This window comes from Micromonospora sp. NBC_01655 (assembly GCF_026339755.1).
Classification (GTDB): Bacteria; Actinomycetota; Actinomycetes; order Mycobacteriales; family Micromonosporaceae; genus Micromonospora.
Genome location: NZ_JAPEQF010000001.1, coordinates 903916 through 927770, shown reverse-complemented (window position 1 = coordinate 927770; position 23855 = coordinate 903916). Strand labels below are relative to the sequence as shown.

General features: G+C 71.5%; 19 protein-coding genes, 1 tRNA gene and 1 other RNA gene. 8 read left to right on the top strand and 13 right to left on the bottom strand.

What is annotated here, in order from left to right; genetic code table 11:
• Positions 1-152: 152 nt before the first annotated feature.
• The gene (locus OOK41_RS04465) at positions 153-1529 is read left to right on the top strand and encodes a diguanylate cyclase (RefSeq protein ID WP_266263057.1); all 1377 of its coding nucleotides are present in this window, start codon (positions 153-155) and stop codon (positions 1527-1529) included.
• A gap of 124 nt (positions 1530-1653) precedes the next feature.
• Here OOK41_RS04465 and OOK41_RS04460 read toward each other — a convergent pair whose 3' ends face one another.
• Both OOK41_RS04460 and OOK41_RS04455 read right to left on the bottom strand, forming a co-directional pair.
• The gene (locus OOK41_RS04460; protein WP_266263056.1) at positions 1654-2718 is read right to left on the bottom strand and encodes an aspartate-semialdehyde dehydrogenase; all 1065 of its coding nucleotides are present in this window, start codon (positions 2716-2718) and stop codon (positions 1654-1656) included.
• A 5-nt stretch (positions 2719-2723) separates the two neighbouring features.
• On the bottom strand, positions 2724-3989 hold the full coding sequence (locus OOK41_RS04455) for an aspartate kinase (RefSeq protein ID WP_117673084.1): 1266 nt from the start codon (positions 3987-3989) through the stop codon (positions 2724-2726).
• 246 nt (positions 3990-4235) lie between these two features.
• On the opposite strand from OOK41_RS04455, the gene OOK41_RS04450 reads away from it, so the two are divergent.
• The 3 genes from OOK41_RS04450 to leuA all read left to right on the top strand — a co-directional run bounded on the left by OOK41_RS04450 (position 4236) and on the right by leuA (position 7776).
• The gene (locus tag OOK41_RS04450; RefSeq protein WP_266263055.1) at positions 4236-5024 is read left to right on the top strand and encodes a hypothetical protein; all 789 of its coding nucleotides are present in this window, start codon (positions 4236-4238) and stop codon (positions 5022-5024) included.
• A gap of 84 nt (positions 5025-5108) precedes the next feature.
• Entirely contained in the window at positions 5109-5750 is a 642-nt protein-coding gene (locus tag OOK41_RS04445) for a nitroreductase family protein (protein ID WP_266263054.1), read from the top strand.
• Between the two features lie 277 nt (positions 5751-6027).
• The gene (leuA, locus tag OOK41_RS04440; protein ID WP_117673087.1) at positions 6028-7776 is read left to right on the top strand and encodes a 2-isopropylmalate synthase; all 1749 of its coding nucleotides are present in this window, start codon (positions 6028-6030) and stop codon (positions 7774-7776) included.
• A gap of 36 nt (positions 7777-7812) precedes the next feature.
• Here leuA and OOK41_RS04435 read toward each other — a convergent pair whose 3' ends face one another.
• Positions 7813-9294: an MFS transporter gene (locus OOK41_RS04435; RefSeq protein WP_117673089.1), complete on the bottom strand. Its 1482-nt coding sequence runs from the start codon at positions 9292-9294 to the stop codon at positions 7813-7815.
• Between the two features lie 109 nt (positions 9295-9403).
• Here OOK41_RS04435 and OOK41_RS04430 point away from each other — a divergent pair, with 109 nt between their 5' ends.
• Together OOK41_RS04430 and OOK41_RS04425 are read left to right on the top strand one after the other, a co-directional pair.
• Positions 9404-10060: an HNH endonuclease family protein gene (locus OOK41_RS04430; protein ID WP_266263053.1), complete on the top strand. Its 657-nt coding sequence runs from the start codon at positions 9404-9406 to the stop codon at positions 10058-10060.
• A complete protein-coding gene (locus OOK41_RS04425; RefSeq protein WP_117673093.1) occupies positions 10042-10551 on the top strand; it encodes a hypothetical protein in 510 nt (169 codons plus the stop codon). Before OOK41_RS04430 ends, OOK41_RS04425 begins: the two co-directional genes overlap by 19 nt.
• An 83-nt stretch (positions 10552-10634) precedes the next feature.
• On the opposite strand, the gene OOK41_RS04420 is transcribed toward OOK41_RS04425, so the two are convergent.
• From OOK41_RS04420 to ffs, 9 genes are all read right to left on the bottom strand, one after another.
• Entirely contained in the window at positions 10635-11738 is a 1104-nt protein-coding gene (locus OOK41_RS04420) for an ABC transporter ATP-binding protein (RefSeq protein WP_117673095.1), read from the bottom strand.
• A complete protein-coding gene (locus OOK41_RS04415) occupies positions 11735-12859 on the bottom strand; it encodes an ABC transporter ATP-binding protein (RefSeq protein ID WP_266263052.1) in 1125 nt (374 codons plus the stop codon). Before OOK41_RS04415 ends, OOK41_RS04420 begins: the two co-directional genes overlap by 4 nt.
• 6 nt (positions 12860-12865) lie before the next feature.
• Positions 12866-13828 carry an ABC transporter permease gene (locus OOK41_RS04410; protein WP_117673099.1) on the bottom strand — a complete coding sequence of 321 codons (963 nt, stop codon included), beginning with the start codon at positions 13826-13828 and terminating at the stop codon, positions 12866-12868.
• Positions 13825-14829 carry an ABC transporter permease gene (locus OOK41_RS04405; protein WP_117673101.1) on the bottom strand — a complete coding sequence of 335 codons (1005 nt, stop codon included), beginning with the start codon at positions 14827-14829 and terminating at the stop codon, positions 13825-13827. The genes OOK41_RS04410 and OOK41_RS04405 overlap by 4 nt, the downstream gene beginning before the upstream one ends.
• A gap of 78 nt (positions 14830-14907) precedes the next feature.
• Positions 14908-16572 carry an ABC transporter substrate-binding protein gene (locus OOK41_RS04400; RefSeq protein ID WP_117673103.1) on the bottom strand — a complete coding sequence of 555 codons (1665 nt, stop codon included), beginning with the start codon at positions 16570-16572 and terminating at the stop codon, positions 14908-14910.
• A gap of 329 nt (positions 16573-16901) precedes the next feature.
• Positions 16902-17495: a recombination mediator RecR gene (recR, locus tag OOK41_RS04395; protein ID WP_117673105.1), complete on the bottom strand. Its 594-nt coding sequence runs from the start codon at positions 17493-17495 to the stop codon at positions 16902-16904.
• A 12-nt stretch (positions 17496-17507) separates the two neighbouring features.
• The gene (locus tag OOK41_RS04390) at positions 17508-17816 is read right to left on the bottom strand and encodes a YbaB/EbfC family nucleoid-associated protein (protein ID WP_243640253.1); all 309 of its coding nucleotides are present in this window, start codon (positions 17814-17816) and stop codon (positions 17508-17510) included.
• A 110-nt stretch (positions 17817-17926) separates the two neighbouring features.
• Positions 17927-20350, bottom strand: coding sequence for a DNA polymerase III subunit gamma and tau (locus OOK41_RS04385; RefSeq protein ID WP_266263051.1), 2424 nt, complete (start codon positions 20348-20350; stop codon positions 17927-17929).
• A gap of 118 nt (positions 20351-20468) precedes the next feature.
• Positions 20469-20558, bottom strand: an RNA gene (gene ffs, locus OOK41_RS04380) — signal recognition particle sRNA small type.
• Positions 20559-20640: 82 nt separating this feature from the next.
• Between ffs and OOK41_RS04375 the strand changes: the two genes are divergently transcribed.
• Positions 20641-20725: transfer RNA gene (locus OOK41_RS04375), tRNA-Ser, on the top strand.
• Positions 20726-20907: 182 nt separating this feature from the next.
• Positions 20908-21600, top strand: coding sequence for an HAD family hydrolase (locus OOK41_RS04370; protein WP_266267728.1), 693 nt, complete (start codon positions 20908-20910; stop codon positions 21598-21600).
• A gap of 63 nt (positions 21601-21663) precedes the next feature.
• On the opposite strand, the gene OOK41_RS04365 is transcribed toward OOK41_RS04370, so the two are convergent.
• The gene (locus OOK41_RS04365) at positions 21664-23031 is read right to left on the bottom strand and encodes a lipopolysaccharide assembly protein LapB (RefSeq protein ID WP_266263050.1); all 1368 of its coding nucleotides are present in this window, start codon (positions 23029-23031) and stop codon (positions 21664-21666) included.
• Positions 23032-23855: the final 824 nt, after the last annotated feature.

Here is a 23855-nt window from a genome sequence, read left to right as displayed (position 1 = left end):
GATAGCACATGTGTACGACAGTATTTGATCATGAAAAACCGGTGCTGAGCTGCGGTGAGTACGCTGTATCTGACGATCGCCCCTCCCCTGTCTGGAACCACGTGCGCGTAGCTCACCACCGGGTCGTCCGGGACGTCACGGTCCGCCTGCCGATGGCGTCGACCGCCGTCGAGGCGTGCCAGTGGACTGTCGCCGCGCTCGCCCGGTACGCGCCGGCCACCATCTCCGTCCTGCTCCACGTGCCGGACCGGCTCCGCTGCGTCGCGGCCACCGGCGCCTGGCAGGTCTTCTCGACCGTCCCGCCGAAGGCCGGCATCGTCGGCCGGGTGTACGCCTCCGGCACCGGCGCCACCGTCCCCGACGTCACCGCCGACCCCGACTACCTCCCGGTACGCCCCGACGTGACCGCCGAGGTCTGCGTGCCGGTGCTCGACCCGGCGGGCCGCCCGATCGGGGTGCTCGACCTCCAGTGGAGCGGGCCGGTCGAGCTGGCCCTGTGGCGGGAGACCGCCGAGCGTGTCGCCGGCCGGCTCGGTGCCCGGATAACGGCGCTGGGCGGCCCGCCGGCGGAGAGCCGCAGCGAGAAGTTGCTGCGGCACGCCGCCGCGCTGACCGTCGCCCCCACCGAGTGGGACCTGATGACCACGGCGATCTGCGCGGCCCGGGAGGTCTCCACCCTCTCCGCGGCGGTGCTGCTGCTGGCCGACGGGGCCGGCCCCCGGCTGGGCGCCCCGACCGGAACGCCCGGCGAGTTGGAGTCCCGCGTCCGGGCCGAGCTGACCGAGGCCGGCGCCCCGGCGCTGCACCGGATGATCGCCCGGGCCCACCGGCACGGCCCCGGCTACACCCTCGGGGAGGCGGGGCACCCGCCCACCGCGGAGTACCTCCCGCTCGCCGACGCCGGGGTGCGCACCCTGGTGGCGGTACCGGTCGGCCCGCCCGACCGGGGCGGGGTGCTGCTGGTCGCCGACGAGCGGCTGCTGCGGCCCGACCCGACCACCGTCAACCTGGTGGAGTTGCTCGCCGGGCAGGCGTGGACCTGCCTGGACCGGCTGCGCACGCTGGCCCGGCTGCGCGAGCAGGCCAGCTCCGACCCGCTCACCGGGCTGGGGCACACCGGGCCGTTCGGGCAGCGGATCGCCCGCGCCACGCCGGGGCGTACGGCCCTGCTGGCGATCGACGTGGACGGTTTCAAGGCGGTCAACGACACGTACGGCCACCAGGCCGGCGACCGGTTGCTGGTCGGGCTGGCCCGGGCGCTGGAAGCGGCGCTGCGCCAGGGCGACGAGCTGTACCGGATCGGCGGGGACGAGTTCGTCGCGGTGATCGAGGTGAGCCGCCCCGAGGAGGCGGTCCGGATCGCCGAGCGGCTGGCCGAGGCGGCCCGGAGCACCGGCCGCACCATCAGCGTCGGCGTCGCCCTGCCCCAGGCCGGCGAGCCGTCCGAGCAGACCCTGCGCCGCGCCGACCAGGCCCTCTACGCGGTCAAGCGCCAGGGCCGCGACGGCGTCCGCCTAGCCACCACGTGACCCCCACTCCTCACCCTCATCCCTTCGCACTTTCAGTGAAAGCGTGGCCATCCGCCGCCGCAAAGGCACTCTTTCTCGGAAAGTGCGGGAGAAGAGGCGGGCGGGGTGGGCGGGGCGGGAGGAGTTAGGGGCGGGGGGTTAGTTCCTTGGCCAGGAGTTCGGCGATCTGGGCCGTGTTCAGGGCGGCGCCCTTGCGGAGGTTGTCGCCCGTCACGAACAGGTCGAGGGCGCGGGGGTCGTCGACGGCGCGGCGGATGCGGCCGACCCAGGACGGGTCGGTGCCGACGGCGTCGATCGGCATCGGGAACTCCCCGGTGGCCGGGTCGTCGACCAGGATCACGCCGGGGGCGTTGCGCAGCGCCTCGCGGGCGCCCTCGGCGTCCACCTCCGTGCCGAAGACCGCGTGCACGGCCACCGAGTGACCGGTCACCACCGGCACCCGGACGCAGGTCGCGGAGACCTTCAGGTCGGGCAGCCCGAGGATCTTGCGCGACTCGTTGCGCATCTTCAGCTCCTCGGACGACCAGCCGCCGTCGGCGAGCGAGCCGGCCCAGGGCACCACGTTGAGCGCCAGCGGAGCCGGGAACGGCCCCAACTCGTCGCCGACGGCCTGCCGCACGTCGCCCGGCCGGGAGCCGAGCACCCGGTCCCCGGCGATCTTGCCGAGCTGGAGGTGCAGGGTGTCCACGCCGGTCTGCCCCGCCCCCGAGACCGCCTGGTACGAGGCGAGCACCAGCTCGCGCAGGCCGTACTCGCGGTGCAGCGGGGCGATCGCCACGATCATGGCGAGGGTGGTGCAGTTGGCGTTGGCGATGATCCCCTTCGGCCGGTTACCCACCTGCTCGGGGTTGATCTCGGGGACCACCAGCGGGACGTCCCGGTCCATCCGGAACGCCCCGGAGTTGTCCACCGCCACCGCGCCCCGGCTGACCGCGACCGGCGCCCACTGCGCGGAGACGTCGTCCGGCACGTCGAACATCGCCACGTCGACGCCGTCGAACGCCTCCGGGGTGAGCGCCCCGACGGTCAACTCCTCGCCCCGGCAGCGCACCTGTCGCCCCACCGACCGCTCGGAGGCGAGCAGCCGGATCTCGCCCCAGACGTTGCGCCGGGACGACAGCAGCTCGCACATCACGGTGCCGACGGCACCGGTCGCCCCGACCACGGCAAGGGTGGGCAGCGACGGCATCGCCGCTACCGCCCGGTCCCCGCGTACACGACGGCCTCGGAGTCGCCGCCCAGCTCGAAGGCGTCGTGGATGGCCCGGACGGCCTTGTCGAGGTCGGTGTCCCGGCAGACCACGGAGACCCGGATCTCGGAGGTGGAGATCATCTCGATGTTCACCCCGGCGGCGCCGAGGGCGGCGAAGAAGCCGGCCGCCACGCCCGGGTGCGACCGCATCCCCGCGCCGATCAGCGAGACCTTGCCGACGTGGTCGTCGTAGAGCAGGCCCTTGAACTTGACCGGCTCCTGGATCTTGCTGAGCGCGGCCATGGCGGTCGGGCCGTCGGTCTTCGGCAGGGTGAACGAGATGTCCGTGCGGCCGGTGCCCTCGGTGGAGACGTTCTGCACGATCATGTCGATGTTGATCTCGGCGCCGGCGACGGTGTCGAAGATCCGCGCGGCGGCGCCCGGCTCGTCCGGCACCCCGACGATGGTGATCTTCGCCTCGCTGCGGTCGTGGGCGACCCCGGTGATCAGTGCCTGTTCCACGGGAAGGTCCTCCATCGATCCGGTGACCATGGTGCCGGTGTTGGTCGAGTATGACGAACGGACGTGGATCGGCAACCCCGCGCGCCGGGCGTACTCGACGCTGCGCAGGTGCAGCACCTTGGCGCCGCAGGCGGCCAGCTCCAGCATCTCCTCGTAGGTGATGTCCCGGATGTGCCGCGCGTTGGGCACGATCCGCGGGTCGGCGGTGAACACGCCGTCGACGTCGGTGTAGATCTCGCACACGTCGGCGTGCAGCGCGGCGGCCAGTGCCACCGCCGTGGTGTCCGAGCCGCCCCGGCCCAGCGTGGTGACGTCCTTGGTGTCCTGCGAGACGCCCTGGAAGCCGGCCACGATGACCACCGCGCCCTCGTCGAGCGCGCCCTTGAGCCGACCCGGGGTGACGTCGATGATCCGCGCCCTGCCGTGCACCGAGGTGGTGATCACGCCGGCCTGCGAGCCGGTGAACGAGCGGGCCTCGTACCCCAGGTTGTGGATGGCCATGGCGAGCAGCGCCATGGAGATCCGTTCTCCGGCGGTGAGCAGCATGTCCAGCTCGCGGCCCGGCGGCAGCGGGCTGACCTGGTTGGCCAGGTCGAGCAGTTCGTCGGTGGTGTCACCCATCGCGGAGACCACCACGACCACGTCGTCGCCGGCCTTGCGGGTGGCGACGATCCGCTCGGCCACCCGCTTGATCCGCTCGGCGTTGGCGACGGAGGACCCGCCGTACTTCTGCACCACGAGTGCCACGACGGTGCACTCCCTCCCAGCGTCCCTGAGCGTGCCGACGCCGCCGGGGAACCGGCCGGCGGCGGGTATCAGACCACATCAGGGTATCCGGCAGCCCGAACGGCCGGGTCAGGTGATCCCACCATCCGGCCCGCGTGGGCCGGGCCGGCCGCCGTCCCACCAGTTCGGCAGCGGGTACGCGACACGCCGGCCGGGCCGGTGTCGCACGGGTCCCCGGGCGGGGACGGCGCACCGCAGAATGACCCGGTGCATGCCCACCGCCGCGTGGCCCGGCGCCTGACCGGCGTCCTCACGCTCACCCTGCCGGCCCTGCTCGCCGCCTGCGCCGGCGACCCGCCCGCCGCGACGACCTCGCCGCCGCCGAGCGACCCCGCTCCCGCCGCCGTCGACTCCGCCCGCGACGAGCTGGCCGCCCTGGCCGCGGCGGCCCAGGACCGGCAATTCACCGCCCGGTACACCCTCACCGGCGACGGCCCCGACCGCACGATCACGGTGACCAGCGCGAACGACGGCACCTGGCGGGTCGACGTCCCGGGTGGGGCGCTGGGCGGCACGGCGGACGTCTCGTTCGCCGGCACCGCCGACGGGCTCTTCCAGTGCGGCCTGCCGTCGGCCGGCCGCCCCGAGCCGGCGAGCTGCGTACGCCTCGGTGACCGGGACGACGCCGTCCCGGGTCGGCTGGACCCCCGGGTGCAGCACCCCTTCACCGACTGGCTGAAGGTGCTCACCGACCGGCGGGCACCGCTGGCGGTCTCTCCGGCCCGGCCGCCGGCGGGGGCGACCGGGGCCTGCTACTCGGTCGACTCGACCTCGGCCTCGCTGAACGCCCCGCTGGACGCCGGGATCTACTGCTACGCCCCGGACGGCACGCCGACCGCCGTGCGGACCGTGACCGGCACCCTCGTCCTGGCCGGTCCGGCCGCGCCGGCCCCGGCGACCGTGCAGCTCGCCGGCCCGGTGACGGACGGCGAGCCGCTCGGCGTCGCGGCGCCGAGCGGCGACGAGCCGACGCCCGGGGCCACCGAAACGCCCTGACACCGCGTCCCGTTACGGGTGGTTCTGGACACATTCTTCGACCCCGAACTTCGCGCAAAATGCCCGATACGGGACGCTTGTCCCATGGCCGACCTCACCCCGCTGCTCGCCTTCCGCTGGAGTCCTCGGGCCTTCGACCCGACCGCCACGCTGCCTCCGGCCGACGCGGCCTCGCTGCTGGAGGCGGCCCGCTGGGCACCCTCCGCCGGCAACCGGCAGCCGTGGCGGTTCGCCCTCGGGCACCGCGACGACGAGACGTACAAGCGGATCCTGGTCAACCTGCCGGCGGCCGAGCAGCGGTGGGCCCGGCATGCCGCCGCCCTGTTGCTCGGCGCCCACTTGACCGCCGAGCCGGCCGGTGACGCCGACGGCGGGGCCTGGGCCGGCACGCAGGGTCACGCCGCCGGGCCGGCCGACTCGGCCGGGGTCGGCGGCGATCACGGGCCGGCGGTGGCCGGTCCCGCCGGCCGGGCCGCGTACGACCTGGGGCAGGCGGTGGCGCACCTGACCGTGCAGGCCACCGCGCTCGGGCTGTACGTGCGTCAACTGGCCGCCTTCGACGCCGCCGGGCTCGCCGCCGACCTGGAGCTGCCGGCCGGGATCCGCCCCCTGGTGGTGGCGGCGGTCGGCCGGCTCGGCGACCCGTTCAGCCTGCCCGAGGAGTTGCTCCGGCAGGAGACCGGCCTGCGCCGCCGCCGCCCGCTGGCCGAGCTGCTGCTGCGCTGAACGGCCTGCCCTGACCCGGCCGGCCGGCTGCGACGTCGATCTCAAACTCCGGACCGACCTTTGCACCCCCCACCTCATCACGTAGGGTCACTCTGTCATGTGGCAGGCGCAGCTTCTCCTTGGTCGCCGCGACGAGGCCTGACCGGCCGGCACCTCGTCGCGGAGTCGAACCGCGCCGTCCAGCACATCCGAGTTTTCCATCGGCGCCTCGCGCCGACCCGGCATCGTCGCCGACCTTCCGATTGCTGACGCCACATGTTCAGGGGAGCACTCCGTCATGGCTCAACCCACCGACGCTGACACCGATCCCATCGCCCGCCAGCGCCCCAGCCGGATGCCGTACCAGCGGTACCAGCCGTACCACCAGCAGTTCCGGATCGACCTGCCGGACCGCGCCTGGCCGACCCGGCACGTCGAGGCCGCGCCCCGCTGGTGCGCCGTCGACCTGCGCGACGGCAACCAGGCGCTGATCGACCCGATGTCCCCGGAGCGCAAGCGCCGGATGTTCCAGCTCCTGGTGCAGATGGGCTACAAGGAGATCGAGGTCGGCTTCCCGTCGGCCAGCCAGACCGACTACGAGTTCGTCCGGCAGCTCATCGAGCAGGACCTGATCCCCGACGACGTGACCATCCAGGTGCTCACCCAGTGCCGGGAACACCTGATCGAGCGGACCTTCGAGTCGCTGCGCGGCGCGAAGCGGGCGATCGTGCACTTCTACAACTCGACCTCCACCCTCCAGCGCCGGGTGGTCTTCGGGCTGGACCGGGACGGCATCACCGACATCGCCACCACCGGCGCCCGGCTCTGCCAGAAGTACGCGGAGATCCACGCCCCGGACACGGACATCTACTACGAGTACTCTCCGGAGTCGTACACGGGCACCGAGCTGGAGTACGCGCTCCAGGTCTGCTCGGCGGTGATCGACGTGATCGACCCGACGCCGGACCGGAAGCTGATCATCAATCTGCCGGCCACCGTCGAGATGGCCACCCCGAACGCGTACGCCGACTCGATCGAGTGGATGCACCGGCGCCTGCCCCGGCGGGACAGCCTGGTGCTGAGCCTGCACCCGCACAACGACCGGGGCACCGGTGTGGCCGCCGCCGAGCTGGGGCTGCTGGCCGGCGCGGACCGGATCGAGGGCTGCCTGTTCGGCAACGGCGAGCGCACCGGCAACGTCGACCTGGTGACGCTGGGGCTCAACCTGTTCTCCCAGGGCATCGACCCGATGATCGACTTCTCGAACATCGACGAGGTCAAGCGGGCCGTCGAGTACTGCAACCAGCTCCCGGTGCACGAGCGCCACCCGTACGCGGGCGACCTGGTCTACACCGCGTTCTCCGGCTCCCACCAAGACGCGATCAAGAAGGGCTTCGACGCCCTGCACGCCGACGCGGCGGCGGCCGGGGTGCCGGTCGACCAGCACGCCTGGGCGGTGCCGTACCTGCCGATCGACCCGAAGGACCTGGGCCGCACCTACGAGGCGGTCATCCGGGTCAACTCGCAGTCCGGCAAGGGCGGCGTGGCGTACATCATGAAGTCCGAGCACCAGCTCGACCTGCCGCGCCGGCTCCAGATCGAGTTCTCCGGCGTGGTCCAGCAGGTCACCGACCACGACGGCGGCGAGGTCGACCCGGGCACCATGTGGGAGATCTTCGCGAGTCACTACCTGCTCGACCACCAGCCCGACCCGGCCGTCACCCTGGCCGGCTACGCCATCGGCACCGCCGACGGCAAGGTCGAGATCGAGGCCCAGGTGGGCCTCGGCGGGCAGGTCCGGTCGCTGGCCGCCGTCGGCAACGGTCCGATCGACGCGTACGTCAACGCGCTCGGCTCGATGGACGTGCCGGTGCGGGTGCTCGACTACCACGAGCACGCGCTCTCCTCCGGCGGGGACGCGCAGGCCGCCGCGTACGTCGAGTGCGAGGTCGACGGCCGCACCGTGTGGGGCGTCGGTGTGGACGCGAACATCGTCACCGCCTCCGTGAAGGCGGTCACCAGCGCCGTCAACCGCGCCCGCGCCTGAGTCGCCCGGCGGCGCCCGGCACCCGCCGGGCGCCGCCTACCGCTTGTCGGGTGGGGTCGAGGCGGGCAGCGACGGGCAGGGCTGCGCACCCGGGGCCTCGCGGGGCGGGCGGTGGATCAGCAGCCCGGCCAGCACCGCCCCGGCCAGCAGCCCGCCGGCGCACCAGAGCAGCGCGCCCCGGAACGCGTGGGTCAGCGCCGCCTTCTGCTCGTACCCGGTCCCGCTGAAGCCGACCAGCAGTGGCAGCGCGGCGACCGCCAGCAGCCCGCCGGCCCGGGACGCCGCGTTGTTGAACCCGCTGGCCACCCCCGCGAACCGGTCCGCCACAGCGGCCAGCACCGAGGCGGTCAGCGGTGCCACCACCAGGGTCAGGCCCAGGCCGAACAGGGTCACCCCGGGAAGCACGTCCGTCCAGTACGACGCGCCCGGCCCCACCCCGCGCAGCAGCAGCAGGCCGATCGCGGCCACCACCGGGCCCACGGTCAGCGGCAGCCGCGGGCCGATCCGGGCCGACAGCGCCCCGGCGCGGGACGAGCCGACCAGCAGCAGGACCGTCATCGGGACGGTGGCCAGGCCGGTGAGCAGCGCCGACCAGCCCACCACGTTCTGTAGGTAGACGGCGAGGAAGAAGGTGAACCCGCCGAGTGCCGCGTACACCACCACCGTGAAGACGTTCAGCACCGAGAAGAGCCGGCTGCCGAACAGCTTGGTGGGCAGCATGGCGGTGTCGCCCCGGCGGCGTTCCACCAGCACGAACGTGCCGGCGGCGAGCACTCCGACCAGCGCCGACGCCAGCACCGGCAGCGAGCCGCCCCGGGCCGGCGCGTCGATCAGGGCGTACGTGACGCCGCCCAGGCCGAGCGCGCCGAGCAGCGCGCCGGCCACGTCGAAGCGCCGCCGCCCGACCCCGGTACGCGAGGCGTCCTCATCGCGGCTCTCCGGCACCCAGCGCAGCGCGGCCAGCACCACCGGCACGGCCAGCGGCAGGTTGATGAAGAAGATCCACCGCCAGGAGAGTGCGTCGATCAGCCATCCCCCGACGAACGGGCCGAGCGCGGTGGAGACCCCGGCCAGGCCGGCCCAGGTGCCGATCGCCCGGCCCCGGTCGTCGGGGTGGAAACTGGACTGGATGACCGACAACGAGCCGGGGGTGAGCAGCGCGCCCCCGGCGCCCTGGAGGAACCGGGCCGCGACCAGCCAGCCGGTACCCTGGGCCAGACCGCACAGCGCCGAGGCGACGGCGAACCAGACCACCCCGATCAGGAACACCCGCCGCCGGCCGAACCGGTCGCCGAGCGCCCCGCCGAACAGCACGAACGCCGCCAGCATGAGCAGGTACCCGTTGATGGTCCACTGGAGACCGGCCACCGTGGCGCCGAGTTCCGCGCCGAGGCGGGGCAGGGCCACGTTGACCACGGTGCTGTCCAGGAAGACCATGCCGGAGGCGAGGATCGCGGCGAGCAGCGTCCCCCGGGCGGCGGTCGTGCCCATCCTGAGCGTGGATGCGGGTTCGGTCACGGGTACCCATCCTCCTCCGGTCGATTTGCCGGACGCCACGAATCACGGAAACGGTGCCGGGGTACTGTGCGCAATCGCCAGAAGCCCGCAAGCTGGAGAGGTGTCGTCTGTGCGTACCAGATCAGGACGTCGTGCGGCCGGGGTGGTCGCGCTCGCCGCGGCGCTCGCCCTCGTGGCCGCCGGCTGCTCGCCGGTCGACGAGCCCGAGGCCCCGCCCAGCGGCGGCGGCAACGTCAGCGAGCAGTTGGGCCAACTGACCGTCGCCAGCGCCGGCTCGATGAAGGGATACAGCCGCAACCGCTTCCCGCACTGGCGGAACACCGGGAAGAACTGCGACGTGCGGGACAGCGTCCTCAAGCGCGACGGTGACGACATCAGGTTCTCCGGCTGCAACGTGGTCGCCGGCCGCTGGGAGAGCGTGTACGACGGCCGGGTCTTCACCGACCCCTCCGACGTGGACATCGACCACACCGTGCCGCTGGCCAACGCGTGGCGCTCGGGGGCGGACGAGTGGGACGACGCCAAACGGGGCGACTTCGCGAACGATCTCACGAGACCCCAGCTCCTCGCGGTTTCCGCCTCCTCCAACCGGTCAAAGGGTGACCAGGACCCGGCCCAGTGGAAGCCGGCGAACCGGTCATACTGGTGCCAGTACGCCGAGGACTGGGTGACGGTCAAGCACCACTGGCGGCTGACGGTGACCAGTGCCGAGAAGGCCGCCCTGACCGACATGTTGGAGGGCTGCACATGGGCGAGCAAGCCGTGACCGGGGCAGGGGCGACACCCGCCATGGACGAGACGCCGGACGCGGGCGGGAACGACGCGGCGACCGGCAGCGGCGACGCGGCGACGGGTGCGACGACAGCCGGCGGGCCGACCACGGCCGGGATGACCGCGGACGGCGCCCCGGCGGCTCCGGCCGACGTCTCCGGCGCCGGCATGTCCGCCGACGCCGGGGCCACCAGCGCCGCGGCGGCCCCGCCCACGGGCCCGCCGGCCGGCGGCGGGGCGCAGAGCCGCACGGCCGACTTCGTGCCCGGCCCGGGCGGCGTGATGACCGACGAGGTGGGCGTGGTGACCGGCGAGCTGACCCTGCGCACCGAGTACGCCGACGGCCAGGTCACCCTGCGCGTGCAGTACCGGGAGGCCGACGAGTGGTACGCCGTCACCGGTGGCCGGGCCCCGCTGGCCGACCCGGCCGGGCTGGACGCGGTGCACGCGATCGCGGTGGGCCTGCTGAACCGCCCCGAGGGCTGACCCGCCCCACCGGCCGCCAGCCGCCAGCCGCCGGCCGTGGCCGGCCCCTTGTCCCGCCGAGGGCGTCGACAAGGGGCCCTTGCTCACACGTACGAGCCGGGTTCGGTGGGGGCGGAGACGACGGCCGGGGTCGCGCCCTCGCCCTCGGGCCGGACGATCCGCGCGCTCACCTTGTGCGGGCGCAGCTCGCCGCTGGCGATCCGCTCGGCGAAGTGGCAGGCGACCCGGCTGCCGCCGATGTCCCGCAGCGCCGGCCGCTCGTCGGCGCACCGGGTGGGCTGGGCCCACGGGCAGCGGGTGTGGAACCGGCAGCCCGACGGCGGGTTGGCCGGCGACGGCAGGTCCCCGGCGAGCAGGATGCGCTCCCGCCGGTCCTCCACGTCCGGGTCCGGCACCGGCACGGCCGACATCAGCGCCCGGGTGTACGGGTGCAGCGGCTCGCTGTACAGCCGGTCGCTCGGCGCCTCCTCGACCAGCGCGCCCAGGTACATCACGCCGACCACGTCGGAGATGTGCTTGACCACGGCGAGGTCGTGGGCGATCACCAGGTAGGTCAGGCCGAGATTGTCCTGGAGCTCGTCGAGCAGGTTCACCACCTGGGCCTGGATGGAGACGTCCAGGGCCGAGACGGGCTCGTCGGCGACGATCAGCTCGGGGCCGAGCACCAGGGCCCGGGCGATGCCGATGCGCTGCCGCTGGCCGCCGGAGAACTCGTGCGGGTACCGGGACAGCGCCCAGCGGGGCAGCCCCACCGCGTCGAGGGTCTCGCCGATGATCCGCCGCCGGTCGTCCCGGTCGGTCCCGATGCCGTGGGTCTGCAACCCCTCGGTCAGGATCGACTCGACGTTCTGCCGGGGATCCAGGCTCGACATCGGGTCCTGGAAGATCATCTGCATCCGGCGGCGCATGGTGCGCAGCTTTCCGGCCGGCAGCCGGGTCAGCTCGACGCCGTCGAAGCGGACCTCGCCGCCGGTGGGCGGGGTGAGCTGGAGCAGGGCCCGGCCGAGCGTGGACTTGCCGCAGCCGGACTCGCCGACCAGCCCGTACGTCTTTCCGCGCGGGATGCTCAGGTCGACCCCGTCGACCGCCTTGACGTGGCCGACCACCCGGTCGAGGAGGAGTCCCCGCTTGATCGGGAAGTGCACCTTCAGGTCGTGGACCTCGACGAGGACGTCGCTCTCGGTCACGGCTTCTCCTCCTCGCGCGGGGCGGGCACCGGACCCGCGGTCGCGTCGTCGGCCGGTGCCGGGCTGGCGCCACCGGCCGCCGGGGCGGTGCCCGGGGCCGGGGCGGTCGCGGTCCGGCCGCCGGTGGCGGCCGGGGGCACGGTGCCGCCGACCGGAGCCGGGTTGACGCACCGGTAGCTGCGGCCGTCGTGGGCGAGCACCAGCTCCGGCGGCTCCCCCACGCACTCGTCGATGCGGCGGGCACAGCGCGGGGCGAAGGCGCAGCCGTCCGGCCAGGCCAGCAGGTCGCGGACCGAGCCGGGGATCGGGTTCAGCCGCTCGCCGCGCCCGGCGTCGAGGCGCGGCACCGAGCCGAGCAACCCCACCGTGTACGGGTGCCGCGGCTCGCGGAACAGCGGGCGGCGGCGGGCCGTCTCCACCACCCGGCCGGCGTACAGCACGTTGATCGTGTCGCACATGCCGGCGACCACGCCCAGGTCATGAGTGATCATCACGAGCGCGGTGCCGGAGTCCCGGACCAGGTCCTTGAGCAGCTCCAGGATCTGCGCCTGGATGGTGACGTCCAGCGCGGTGGTCGGCTCGTCGGCGATCAGCAGCCGGGGCTGGCAGGCCACCGCCATGGCGATCAGGGCGCGCTGCCGCATGCCGCCGGAGAGCTGGTGCGGGTACTCCCTGAGCCGGCGGCGCGGGTCGGGGATGCCGACCCGGTCGAGCAGGTCGGCGGCCTCCTTCTGGGCCGCCTCCCCCCTCATCCCCCGGTGCCGGGTCAGCACCTCGGTCACCTGTAGCCCGATCGGGATCACCGGGTTCAGCGAGGAGAGCGGGTCCTGGAAGATCATCGCGACGTCCCGGCCCCGGATGTCCCGGCGGGACCGGTCGTCGAGCTGGAGCAGGTCCGTGCCGTCGAACACCGCCTTGCCGCCGACCCGCAGGCCGGGCTGTTTGGGCAGCAGGCCCATGATGGCCAGCGAGGTGACGCTCTTGCCGCAGCCGGACTCGCCGACCAGGCCGACCACCTCGCCGGCGTCGACGGAGAAGGACACCCCGTCGACGGCGTGCACGGTGCGCTGACCGCGCCGGGCGAAGGTGACGGAGAGATCGTCCACTTCGAGCAGTGCCATGACGACCTACTTCCGCAGCTTCGGGTCGAGGGCCTCGCGCATCGCCTCGCCGAGCAGGGTGAAGCCGAGCGCGGTGACGATGATGGCGAGTGCGGGCAGGATGGCCAGCCGGGGCGCGGCGTCGAGGTAGCGCTGCGCGTCGGCGAGCATCACGCCCCACTCCGGGATGGAGGCGTCGTTGTTGCCGAGGCCGAGGAAGGAGAGCGCGGCGGCCTCGATGATCGCGGTGGCCAGGGTCAGCGTGGCCTGGACGATCACCGGGGCGAGCGAGTTCGGCACCACGTGGGTCAGCGCGATCTTCGGCTTCTTCACGCCCAGCGACGTCGCGGCCAGCACGTAGTCGCTGTTCGCCTGGGAGATCATCGAGCCGCGCAGCAGCCGGGCGAAGACCGGCACGGAGACCACGCCGACCGCGATCATGACGGTGGTCAGGCCGGAGCCGAGCAGCGCGGCGATGCTGATCGCGAGCAGCAGGCTCGGCATGGCCAGCAGCATGTCGACGAAGCGCATCAGGATGTTGTCGACGGCCCGGCCCCACCGGCCGCCGAGGCCGGCGGCGGCGCCGGCGACGCCGCCGATCAGCGACCCGACGGCCAGGCCGATCAGCGTGGAGATGATGCCGACCAGCAGGGTCTGCCGGGCACCGACGATCATCCGGCTGAACTCGTCGCGGCCGATGTGGTCGACGCCGAACCAGTTCTCGGCCCGGGGCCCCGGGAAGTAGCCGATGTTGTCCCGGATCTCGCCCTTCCAGAGCTGGGCGTCCGCCGGGTGCGGGACCAGGAACGGTCCGACGATCGCGACCAGCAGGAACAGTCCCAGGATCACCGCGCCGACGATGGCGGCCGGGTTGCGCCGCAGCCGGCGGAACGCCTCCTGCCAGAGGCTGACGCCGCGCTCGTCGTCCCGGGCGGCCAGCTCGGCGAGCCGGTCGATCTTCTCGCGCTTCTTGCCGGTGATCGCCGTCATCGCACCCTCACCCTCGGGTCGATCACGCTGTAGGAGAGGTCCACCAGGAGGTTCACCAGCACGTACACCACCGCGATGATCAGGATGAAGCCCATCAGCACGGGGTAGTCGCGCTGGCCGATCGCCTCGGCGACGAACGCCCCGATGCCGCTGAAGGCGAAGACGGTCTCGGTAAGCACCGCGCCGGAGAGCAGGCCGCCGGTGAGCAGGCCGATCGAGGTGACCACGGGCAGCATGGCGTTGCGCAGCACGTGCCGGCCCCGGACGGTCCGCTCGGTCAGGCCCTTGGCCTCGGCGGTGCGGACGAAGTCCTCGTTGAGCACCTCCAGCACGCTGGCCCGGGTGATCCGGACGATGATCGCCAGGGGGATGCTGGCCAGCGCGAGGCCCGGCAGCACCAGGTGCCAGAGCGCGTCGGCGGCGGCGTCCCACTCCCGGGTCATCAGCCCGTCGAAGACGAAGAAGTTGGTGATCCGGGTCGCCCCGAGGGTCGGATCCTGCCGGCCGCTGGACGGGAACCAGCCGAGGTTCTCCGAGAAGATCGCCTTCAGCACGTACGCCAGGAAGAAGACCGGGATGCAGATGCCGATCAGCGACCCGCCGACCGAGAGGTGGTCGAGCATCCGGCCCCGGCGGCGGGCGGCCAGGTAGCCCAGCGGGATGCCGATCCCGATCGCGATCACCATGGCCATCACGGTCAGCTCGACGGTGCCGGGGAACCGCTCGATGAACTCGGTGACGACCGGGCGCTTGGTGGAGGTCGAGGTGCCCAGGTCCAGCTTGATCAGCCGCCGGACGAACCGGCCGTACTGGATCAGGATCGGCTCGTCGAGGCCGAGGTTGCGGCGGATGGCGGCGCGCATCTCCGGCGTGCCGCGCTCACCGAGGATGGCGGTCTCGGGGCCGCCCGGCAGCCGGCGCAGCCAGATGAACAGCAGGAGGGAGAGCCCGATCAGCGTCGGTATCAGCTGGAGCAGGCGTCTGACGATGAACCGGAACACGGCGGCCTCGGTAGGGGGTGCGGAGGGGTGCGGGCGGGCGCCGTGGTGACAGCGCCCGCCCGCGTTCGTTGCGTCAGATCAGGACTTGAACTCGGCGGTGGCGAACCGCTCGTCGGTGAGCGGGCTCGCCTTGATCCCGGTCACGTCCTTGCCGAACACGATCGCCGGCGGCGAGTGCGAGATCGGCACACCCGGCAGGCGATCCATGATGGCCTTGTTCAGGGCCTTGTACTTCTCCACCCGGGCCGCCGGGTCGGCGGTGGTGTCGGCGTCCTTGAACTGGTCGAAGAGGGCCTTGTCGTTGAAGCCCCACTCGTCCTTCGGCCGGTCGAAGAAGGTGCCGATGAAGTTGTAGGCGTCGCCGTAGTCACCGGTCCAGCCGAGGAAGTGGATGTCGTGCTTGGCGCCGGAGGTGGTGGCGTTCAGGTAGTCCGGGCTCCACTTCAGCGGGATGGCCTGGACGTTGATGCCGACCGCCTTGAGGTCCGCCGAGAGCAGCTCGAAGATGTCCTTCGGGTTCGGCATGTACGGCCGGGTGACCTCGGTCGGGTAGTGGAACCGCAGGGCCAGGTTCGACGCGCCGGCCTCGGCCAGCAGCTGCTTGGCCTTCTCCGGGTTGTAGTCGTACTTGGTCACGTCGCCGTTGAAGCCCTCGACGGTGTCCGGCATGAAGTTCACGCCGACCTTGGCGCCCGGGGGCAGCTTCGAGTCGACCAGCGCCTGGCGGTTGAGCGCGTACGCGATCGCCTGGCGGACCCGGATGTCGGCGAGCTTCGGGTTCCCCTTCTGGTTGATCGCCAGGTAGAGGACGTTGAACGCCGGCCGGGTGAGCATGTTGAAGCCCTCGGTCTTCAGCGGCTCCACGTCGGCCGGGCCGACCAGGTCGTAGCCCTGGATGTCGCCGGAGCGCAGCGCCTGCTTGCGCGCGTTCTCGTCCGAGATGGTCTTGTAGATGATGGTCTTCAGCTTGGCTTTGGTGCCGGCGTAGTCGTCGTTGCGCTCGATGGTGAGCGTCTTGTTGGCGACGTCCCAGGACTTGAACTTGAACGGGCCGGTGCCGGTCGGGTGCTCCATCGCGTACGACGGGTACTTGATGTCCTCGGCGGTGCCGCCCACGTTGCTGGCGTCGTACTGCTCCAGCGCCTTCGGGCTGTGCATGGAGAACGAGGGCAGCATCAGCGCGGCCGGGATCTTGCTGGAGACCCGGGTGAACGCCAGGTCCACGGTGGTGGCGTCCTTGGCGGTGCACGACTTGAACAGGCTCGGCGGCAGGTCGGCGTTCTCGTTCTTGGCGAACCCGCCCATGACGTCCTGCCAGTACGCGGTCACGTCCGGGCTCTGCATGAGGCCCTTGCCGTTGTACCAGCGGTTGAAGTTGACGCACACGGCCTCGGCGTTGAAGTCGGTGCCGTCGTGGAACTTCACGCCCGAGCGGAGCTTGAACGTCCAGGTGGTGCCGGCGGCGTCCGGGGTCCACGACTCGGCCAGCCCCGGGGTGACCTTGGTGCCCCCCTCCTCCGGCCGGACCAGGGTCTCGAAGACCTGACGCGCCACGCGCAGCGACTCGCCGTCGCTGGCAAAGCTGGGGTCGAGGACCTTCGGGTCGCCGGCCACGCCGAAGACCAGAGTGTCCTTCTTGCTACCACCGGAACTGTCGTCGCGGTCGCTCTCGGCGCAGCCTGCTACCGCGAGGGCCGCGACCGCGACGGCCGCGACAGCGACCTTCGGCCTGGGTGCACGCATGGGTGCTTCACCTCGTCCTTGGGGGTACGGACAACGTGGTGACAGGGGTCACCGATGGCCGTGACCTTAGTCGCCGTTCGGACCGCCGGGAAACTGCCGAGGAAGCGGTTGGTACCGGATCGTGTCTTTACCGGTGCGCCTCGCATGCGACGGCCCAGCGGACCGCCACCAAAGGGTACGATTTGCACTGTTTCATAGATGCGAATTTGTTACATCGCCCGTCGCCCCCGCCCGATCACATGTCAGATCCCCACAGTGGATCGGGACGCCGAAAGGACCGACGGCCGGCACCGGGAAACCGGTGCCGGCCGTCGGGTCGTCGGGTACGGTCAGACGGCGCGGCGCCCCTCGAAGGCGCGGCCGAGGGTGATCTCGTCGGCGTACTCCAGGTCGCCGCCGACCGGCAGGCCGCTGGCCAGCCGGGTCACCGTGATGCCCATCGGCTTGACCATCAGCGCCAGGTACGTCGCCGTCGCCTCGCCCTCGGTGTTCGGGTCGGTGGCGAGGATCAGCTCACGCACCACGCCCCCGCTGAGCCGGGTCATCAGCTCCCGGATGCGCAGGTTGTCCGGCCCGATCCCCTCCAGCGGGTTGATCGCCCCGCCGAGCACGTGGTAGCGGCCCCGGAACTCACCGGTCCGCTCGATCGCCACCACGTCCTTCGGCTCCTCGACCACGCAGAGCACCTCGTCGGTGCGGCGCGGGTCCCGGCAGATCCGGCACTGCTCGGACTCGGCGACGTTGTAGCAGGTGGTGCAGAACCGCACCAGATCCTTGACCTTGCGCAGCGCGCCGGCCAGCCGGTTGACGTCGGCCGGGTCCGCCGACAGGACGTGGAAGGCGATCCGCTGGGCGCTCTTCGGGCCGACGCCCGGCAGCCGCCCCAGCTCGTCGATCAGGTCCTGGATGGCACCTTCGTACATCTAGCGGCCGACTCAGAAGCCGGGCAGGCCGAGGCCGCCCATGCCACCCGTGACCGGACCCATCTTCTGCTCGGTCAGCGCCCGGGCCGCCTCGGCGGCGTTGTGCAGCGCGGCGACCACCAGGTCCTCCAGCGTCTCCACGTCCTCCGGGTCGACCGCCTTCGGGTCGATCTTGATGCCCTTGATGTCGCCGGAGCCGGAAACGGTCGCCGTGACCAGGCCACCACCGGCGGTGCCGGTCAGCTCGGCCTCGGCCAGCTCGGCCTGCGCCTTGGCGATCTGCTGCTGCATCTTCTGCGCCTGCTTCAGCATCTGCTGCATGTTCGGCTGTCCACCTGGGCGCACGGATGGCTCCTTCTCGCACTCGTCTGCTCGGCCGCGCCCAGCCTAGCCGGGGCGCGGCCGGTTCTCCGGCACGGGCGACACCCGCCTCAGCGGGCGTCCACCTCGTCGATCTTCTCGGCGCCGAACGCCTCCCGGAGCAGCTGCACCGCCTGCTCCTCGCTGGACTGCCGGGCCGTCCGCTCGTCGATCACCTCGTCGAGGGGTTCGTCGCCCGGGTCGAAGCCCTCGTAGGCCGGGGTGGCCGCTGCCGCGGGGCCCGGTCGGCCACCGCCGCGCACCGGCCCGTCATAGTCGGGATCGTAGGGCGGCTCGCCGGCCCAGTCGGCGTCCGCCGTCCGCCGGGCCCCGTTCTGGGTACGCGGGCCGCGGCCGGCCGCCGCCGCCCGCGCGGCGGCGATGGCGCTGCTGACCGGCGCGCCGCCCGCACCGCCACCGTTGCCGGCGGCGCCGTTGGCCGGCGGGGCGGCCGGTGCCGGGCCCGCGCCTCGTGCCCCGGCGGGCTCGCGCGTCGGGGCGCCGGGGGCGGGGGTGCGGGGCGGGGTGTCCGCCCCGGGGCCGGCGGCGGGCGGCGCGACCGGCCCGGTCCCGCCCGGGCGGGCCGCCTCCGGCCAGTCGTCGCCCTGCGTCGCGTTCGCGGCCGGCGCGGCCCCGCCGGGGCGGGCCGGCTCGGGCCACTCCTCGTCCCCACCGGCCGACGTGGCCGGCCCGGCCGGAACCGCGCCGCCCCGGCCGTCCGGCGCGCCGGACGTCGGGCGGGCGGTGGGGGCGGTCGGTGCCTGCGGGGCCGGGCGGGGCGCCGCGGGAGCCGCCGCCCGAGGGCCGCCGCCGCCCCGCTCGCCGGAGATCTCGCACCGGATCTGCCAGCGCCCGCCCAGCTCCTCGTAGAGGGCGTCGGTGAGTACCTGGGCGTGGTCGGACATCATCTTGGCCAGCACCGTCGACTTCACGGTCAGCAGCAGCACGTCGCCGTCCAGCTCCCGGACGACCGCGTCCCGCATCAGCGCCGCGATCCGCTTGTTGGTCCGGTTGACCTTGCCGACCACCTCGGGCCACGCCCGGCGCACCGCCACCGCGTCCAGCGCGCCCGGGGCCGCCGCGCCGGGACGGGGCGGGGCCGGGGTGCCCGGGTCGGGCAGGACCGCCTCCGGCGGGACCTCCCGCCGAGGCGCGACCGGGGCGACCGGAGCCGCCGACACGGGAGCCGCGGGCGGGGGCGGGTCGCCCGCCGGGGCGGCGGACGCTGGCGCGGGCGGCGTGGCAGCCGTGGGCGGGGCGGCCGGCTCGGGGCGTACCGGAGGGGCGGGGGCGACCGGCGCGGGGCCGGCGGCGGCCGGCGGCGGCTCGGCGCCGCCGAGGGTGATCCGGCGCTCCATCCGCTCCAGGCGCTGGAGCAGCGCACCGGTCGAGTCGTCCGCGCCCGGCAGCAGCATCCGGGCGCAGATCAGCTCCAGCAGCAGCCGGGGCGCGGTGGTGCCGCGCATCTCCACCAGGCCGTTGTGCACGATGTCGGCGCACCGGGACAGGGTGGCCGGGCCGAGCCGCTGGGCCTGGGCGGTCATCCGCTCGATCTGGTCGGCCGGCCCGTCGATCAGGCCCTTGGTGGCGGCGTCGGGCACCTGCTGGAGCACGATCAGGTCGCGCAGCCGCTCCAGCAGGTCGGAGGCGAACCGGCGCGGGTCGTGCCCGGCCTCGGCGACCCGGTCCACGGTCGCGTACGCCGCCGCGCCGTCCCCGGCGGCCAGCGCGTCGCACATCTCGTCGATCAGCGCCGAGTCGGTGACGCCGAGCAGCGCGGCGGCCCGGGCGTAGCTGACCCCCTCCGGACCCGCGCCGGCGATGAGCTGGTCGAGCACGGAGAGGCTGTCCCGGGCGCTGCCGCCGCCGGCGCGCACGACCAGGGGGAAGACCGCTGGGTCGACGGTGGCCCCCTCGGCCTCGCAGAGCTGCTCCAGGTACGGCCGGAGCACCTTCGGCGGGATCAGCCGGAACGGGTAGTGGTGGGTCCGCGACTTGATCGTGCCGAGGACCTTCTCCGGCTCGGTGGTGGCGAAGATGAACTTGACGTACTCCGGGGGCTCCTCGACCAGCTTGAGCAGGGCGTTGAAGCCGGCCGACGAGACCATGTGCGCCTCGTCGATGACGTAGATCTTGAACCGGCTGCGGGCCGGCGCGAAGAACGCCTTCTCCCGCAGCTCCCGGGCGTCGTCGACGCCGCCGTGGCTGGCCGCGTCGATCTCCAGCACGTCGATGGACCCGCCGTCGGTGGCCAGCGAGCGGCAGGACTCGCACTGCCCGCACGGCTCCGGGGTGGGACCCTGCTCACAGTTCAGCGAGCGGGCCAGGATCCGGGCGCTGGAGGTCTTGCCGCAGCCGCGCGGGCCGGAGAAGAGGTACGCGTGGTTGAGCCGCCCGCTGCGCAGCGCCTGCGACAGCGGCTCGGTGACGTGCTCCTGCCCGATGACCTCGGCGAAGGTGCGCGGCCGGTACTTGCGGTAGAGCGCCAGTGCCACCCGTCCCGCCTCCTCTCGACCGAGCCATTCTGCGCCGGTCGGGCGCGGGTGACCACCCACCACCCCGTGAACCGACCTGACCCTGATCCGCGGGTACGGTACCGGCGCCCGGAGACAAAAAGGCCTCCCGTGCACCCGGCAGAGCTCGCTTATCCTTGCTGCCTTCCGGCCCTGGGGAGGTTCACGAGATACCGCCGCACGGGAGGTGACACCCACCCTACCCGACCGCCGGTCGATCTTCGGGGGGTGGTGGGGTGGCCGGGCCGCGACGGACCTGTATTCTGTCCCACGGAGGATTCGCCTAGAGGCCTAGGGCGCACGCTTGGAAAGCGTGTTGGGTTTACACCCTCACGAGTTCGAATCTCGTATCCTCCGCTCACCTGAGCAGGGAAAACGACAGGGCCGGCCCCCACGGGGACCGGCCCTGAGTCGTCTCTACGGTCGCTGCCGTCTCAGTAGTCGTCTCACTTGCCTTGTTTCGGGCGCTCGGGCGGCGGCTCGTCGCTGCTCTCCCCCGGCCGGCGGGCAGGATCGCCCCAGAGCAGTCCGCCGAGCTGCTGACCGCCGACCTCGGCCGGCTGCTCGGTGAGGTCGGTGCAGTGCTGCTCGACTTCGACGGTCCGGTGTGCAGCATCTTCGCCGGCTACCCGGCGCCACTGGTTGCCGCCGAGCTGGTCGACGTACTGCGGCAGCGCGGCGTCGACGTACCGCCGGACCTGGCTAGCGAACCAGACCCGCTTGAGGTACTGCGCCGTACCGGCGCAGCCGGCGACCGGGACGTCACACGGGCCGTGGAGAATGCTCTCTGCGCGGCCGAGCACCGGGCCGTCGAGACTGCCGAACCGACGCCGTACGGGCGCGAGGTCATCGTGGCTGCTAGGCAGGCCGGGCTTTCGGTAGCGGTGGTCAGCAACAACTCCGCCGGGTCGGTCAGCGCCTACCTAGCAGCGCACCGGCTCGCCGGCCACGTATCGCCGGTGGTCGGCCGGGCATACGCCGAGCCGACCTGGATGAAGCCCAACCCCAAACCGATCCTGCAAGCCGTCCGAACTCTCAGAGAAACGCCGAGCCGATGCGTTCTCGTCGGCGACTCACTGTCCGACATCGAGGGTGCGCGGGCCGCAGGGGTGCGGGTGGTCGGCTACGCGAATCGGCCCTCGAAGGCTGAGGCGTTCCGAGTAGCGGGGGCAGACCTGGAGATTACCAGCATGGGGCGGATCGCTGGGGTGTTGCTCGACCTTGCAGCGTAGCCGATGGCCAGACAGCCTTAGAGATCTAAAATGCTAACCGAAGAAGAGGAGTGAAGGCTCGTGCTACTTGCGCTTACGCCTCTTCTTCTTGGCAGTCGGTTTGGCCCGTCGAGTGTTGACCATGTTAACCTTCTTCAGCCATATCGCAGCTAGATCCGGCCTCCCGGCGAGCATATAGGCCCGCGAGATGTTTCGCGCGTTGTGGTGATGCCCGTTTCGATACGACAGCTCCCAAAACTCAATCGCTTCGCTAAAGCGATCGGCCGTCGCAAGGTATGCTCCGAGAACACAGGCGGCATGAGAGTGCTTCATAGAGACCGCATGCTTGAGCAGCTCCTCTCCTTGCGCGGCATCCCCTTGCTGCCACATGAGTCGACCCAGCTCGCAAGTCGCGAATTGATCGCCCGCTTCGGAAGCGCGGCGGAATAGATCCTGGGCGCGTACTCGATCTCCTCGCTCCTTGAGAGCCCTGCCAAATCGCAGCGCCGCAACGGTATCGCCCCGCACTAGGACCACGTCCCAATATGGTGCCGCCTCCGTAGCACGGCCTTTCTTCTCCAGAAGCTCGGCCAAATCGCCTGCTGCTTGCCAATACCGCGCTCCGACGGCCTGACGAAGCAGCCTCTCACCTTCCTCCAGCCTACCCTTCTCAACATGGCGCTGCCCTAGCCGAAACATGGCATAGGGATCGTTCGCCTCAACTCCGAGGGCGAGAATCTTCTCTCCCTCCGCGCCCTTGCCACGGTTTATCAGCACGGCGCCTAGAGCGCCATGCGCGCGGTTCCCATCGGACGCCACCGCCTGTCGCGCCCATCGTTCCGCCTCCTCCCAGCACTTCTTCCTTGAGTAAAGAACCGCGAGGTTGCTCATTGCCTCGGCACTACCTTCTTGCGCAGCCTTCAGCCAAACAGACTCCGCCTCCTCGTCACGTTTCCCCTCGGAGAGAACAATGCCGAGCGTGTTAAGTACGTTGGCGTCGCCACGATCCGCGGCTTCACGAAGAAGGGCTTCGGCTTCGTCAAGCTTGCCGGTCTGCGCCAAAACGTAGCCCAGCCCACCGACGGCATTCTTAACCTTAAGTTCATTTGCGATGCCATACCACTCGATCGCCTCTTCAAACCTGCCGTCGTCCTCAAGCAGATTCGCGAGTAAGGCGACTCCCCTAGAATGTCGCTTTTCTGCGGCGGCCCGAAGCCATTTCTCCGCATCGGTGAGGTTTCCTGCGGCCAACAGCAATTGCCCGAGGCGGACAGCCGCTGCCATGTTCCCCCCGGTAGCTGCATGCTCTGTCCAAGTGGCCGCCTCCTGTTCGCGTCCGAGCTTGTACAGAAGTATCGCCAACCGGTCTGCGGCCCGGGGATTTCCTTCCGTCGCCAATTCCGTCCATATTTCCTCCGCGATCGCATACTTTCCTTGCGCTGCGGCGGCCACGGCCACACGATATGCAAGACCTTGCTGCCCCTTCGAGTAATTTCTTACGAGATTCCAGGTCGCATCAGGGACAGTCGAATTACCTGTCGCACGCGCCAATGCGTCAGGTAGGTAGTCGAACACGCGATAAACATTCGGCTCATTAGTAGGTATGAGCATGCTTGTGATCCCATACCGCCGCCTGGTGGCCCAACCCAGCGCGGTTTCGAATGGTTCGGGACGCAGCATGGCTCCGCCCATACTCCGGAGGTAGTGCTCATGTGTCTGTTCGAGCAGAGCGGTAGGGATAGTCTGGTCTAGGCCAGCCCGGCTGCAATCAATCGCGGCTGAGACAAGAGCGGCACCCCTCGGATTGCCTCCGCCCTCAGCAGCCAACCTGTATTCGCGGAAGAGCCTTGGCCCTGCCGCAAGGTACTCTGCAAGCCCATACGTATCGCCATAAGGAACTGCGTCAAGGATGCGGCGATCTGAGGCTTCCTTAGCTCGTTCGAGCTCTGCAGGGCTCCAAACGCGAGGCAGAATGATGGGCTCGAGTGAAGCCATTATCGTTTCACTCACTCTAGATGGCCCAGCGGACGTCCGTGCCGATCCCAGTTGCTCCGAGTCAGACAGCTGCCGATAATATGCTGTGCGCAGGGTGCATATTACAAGGACGCCGGCGTTCCGAAGCTGGGATACAAGGCCTGCTGTTAGCCCCTCCGGACCAAGGTAGCTTTCTAGGTTATCCAGCCAAAGCACGTGTGGCCCTGATGCCGTTAGGATCGAGAGAAGCGCCGAACGCAGCGACGACGGATCATTCGGTAGATGTAGCAGGTGATCCGGCG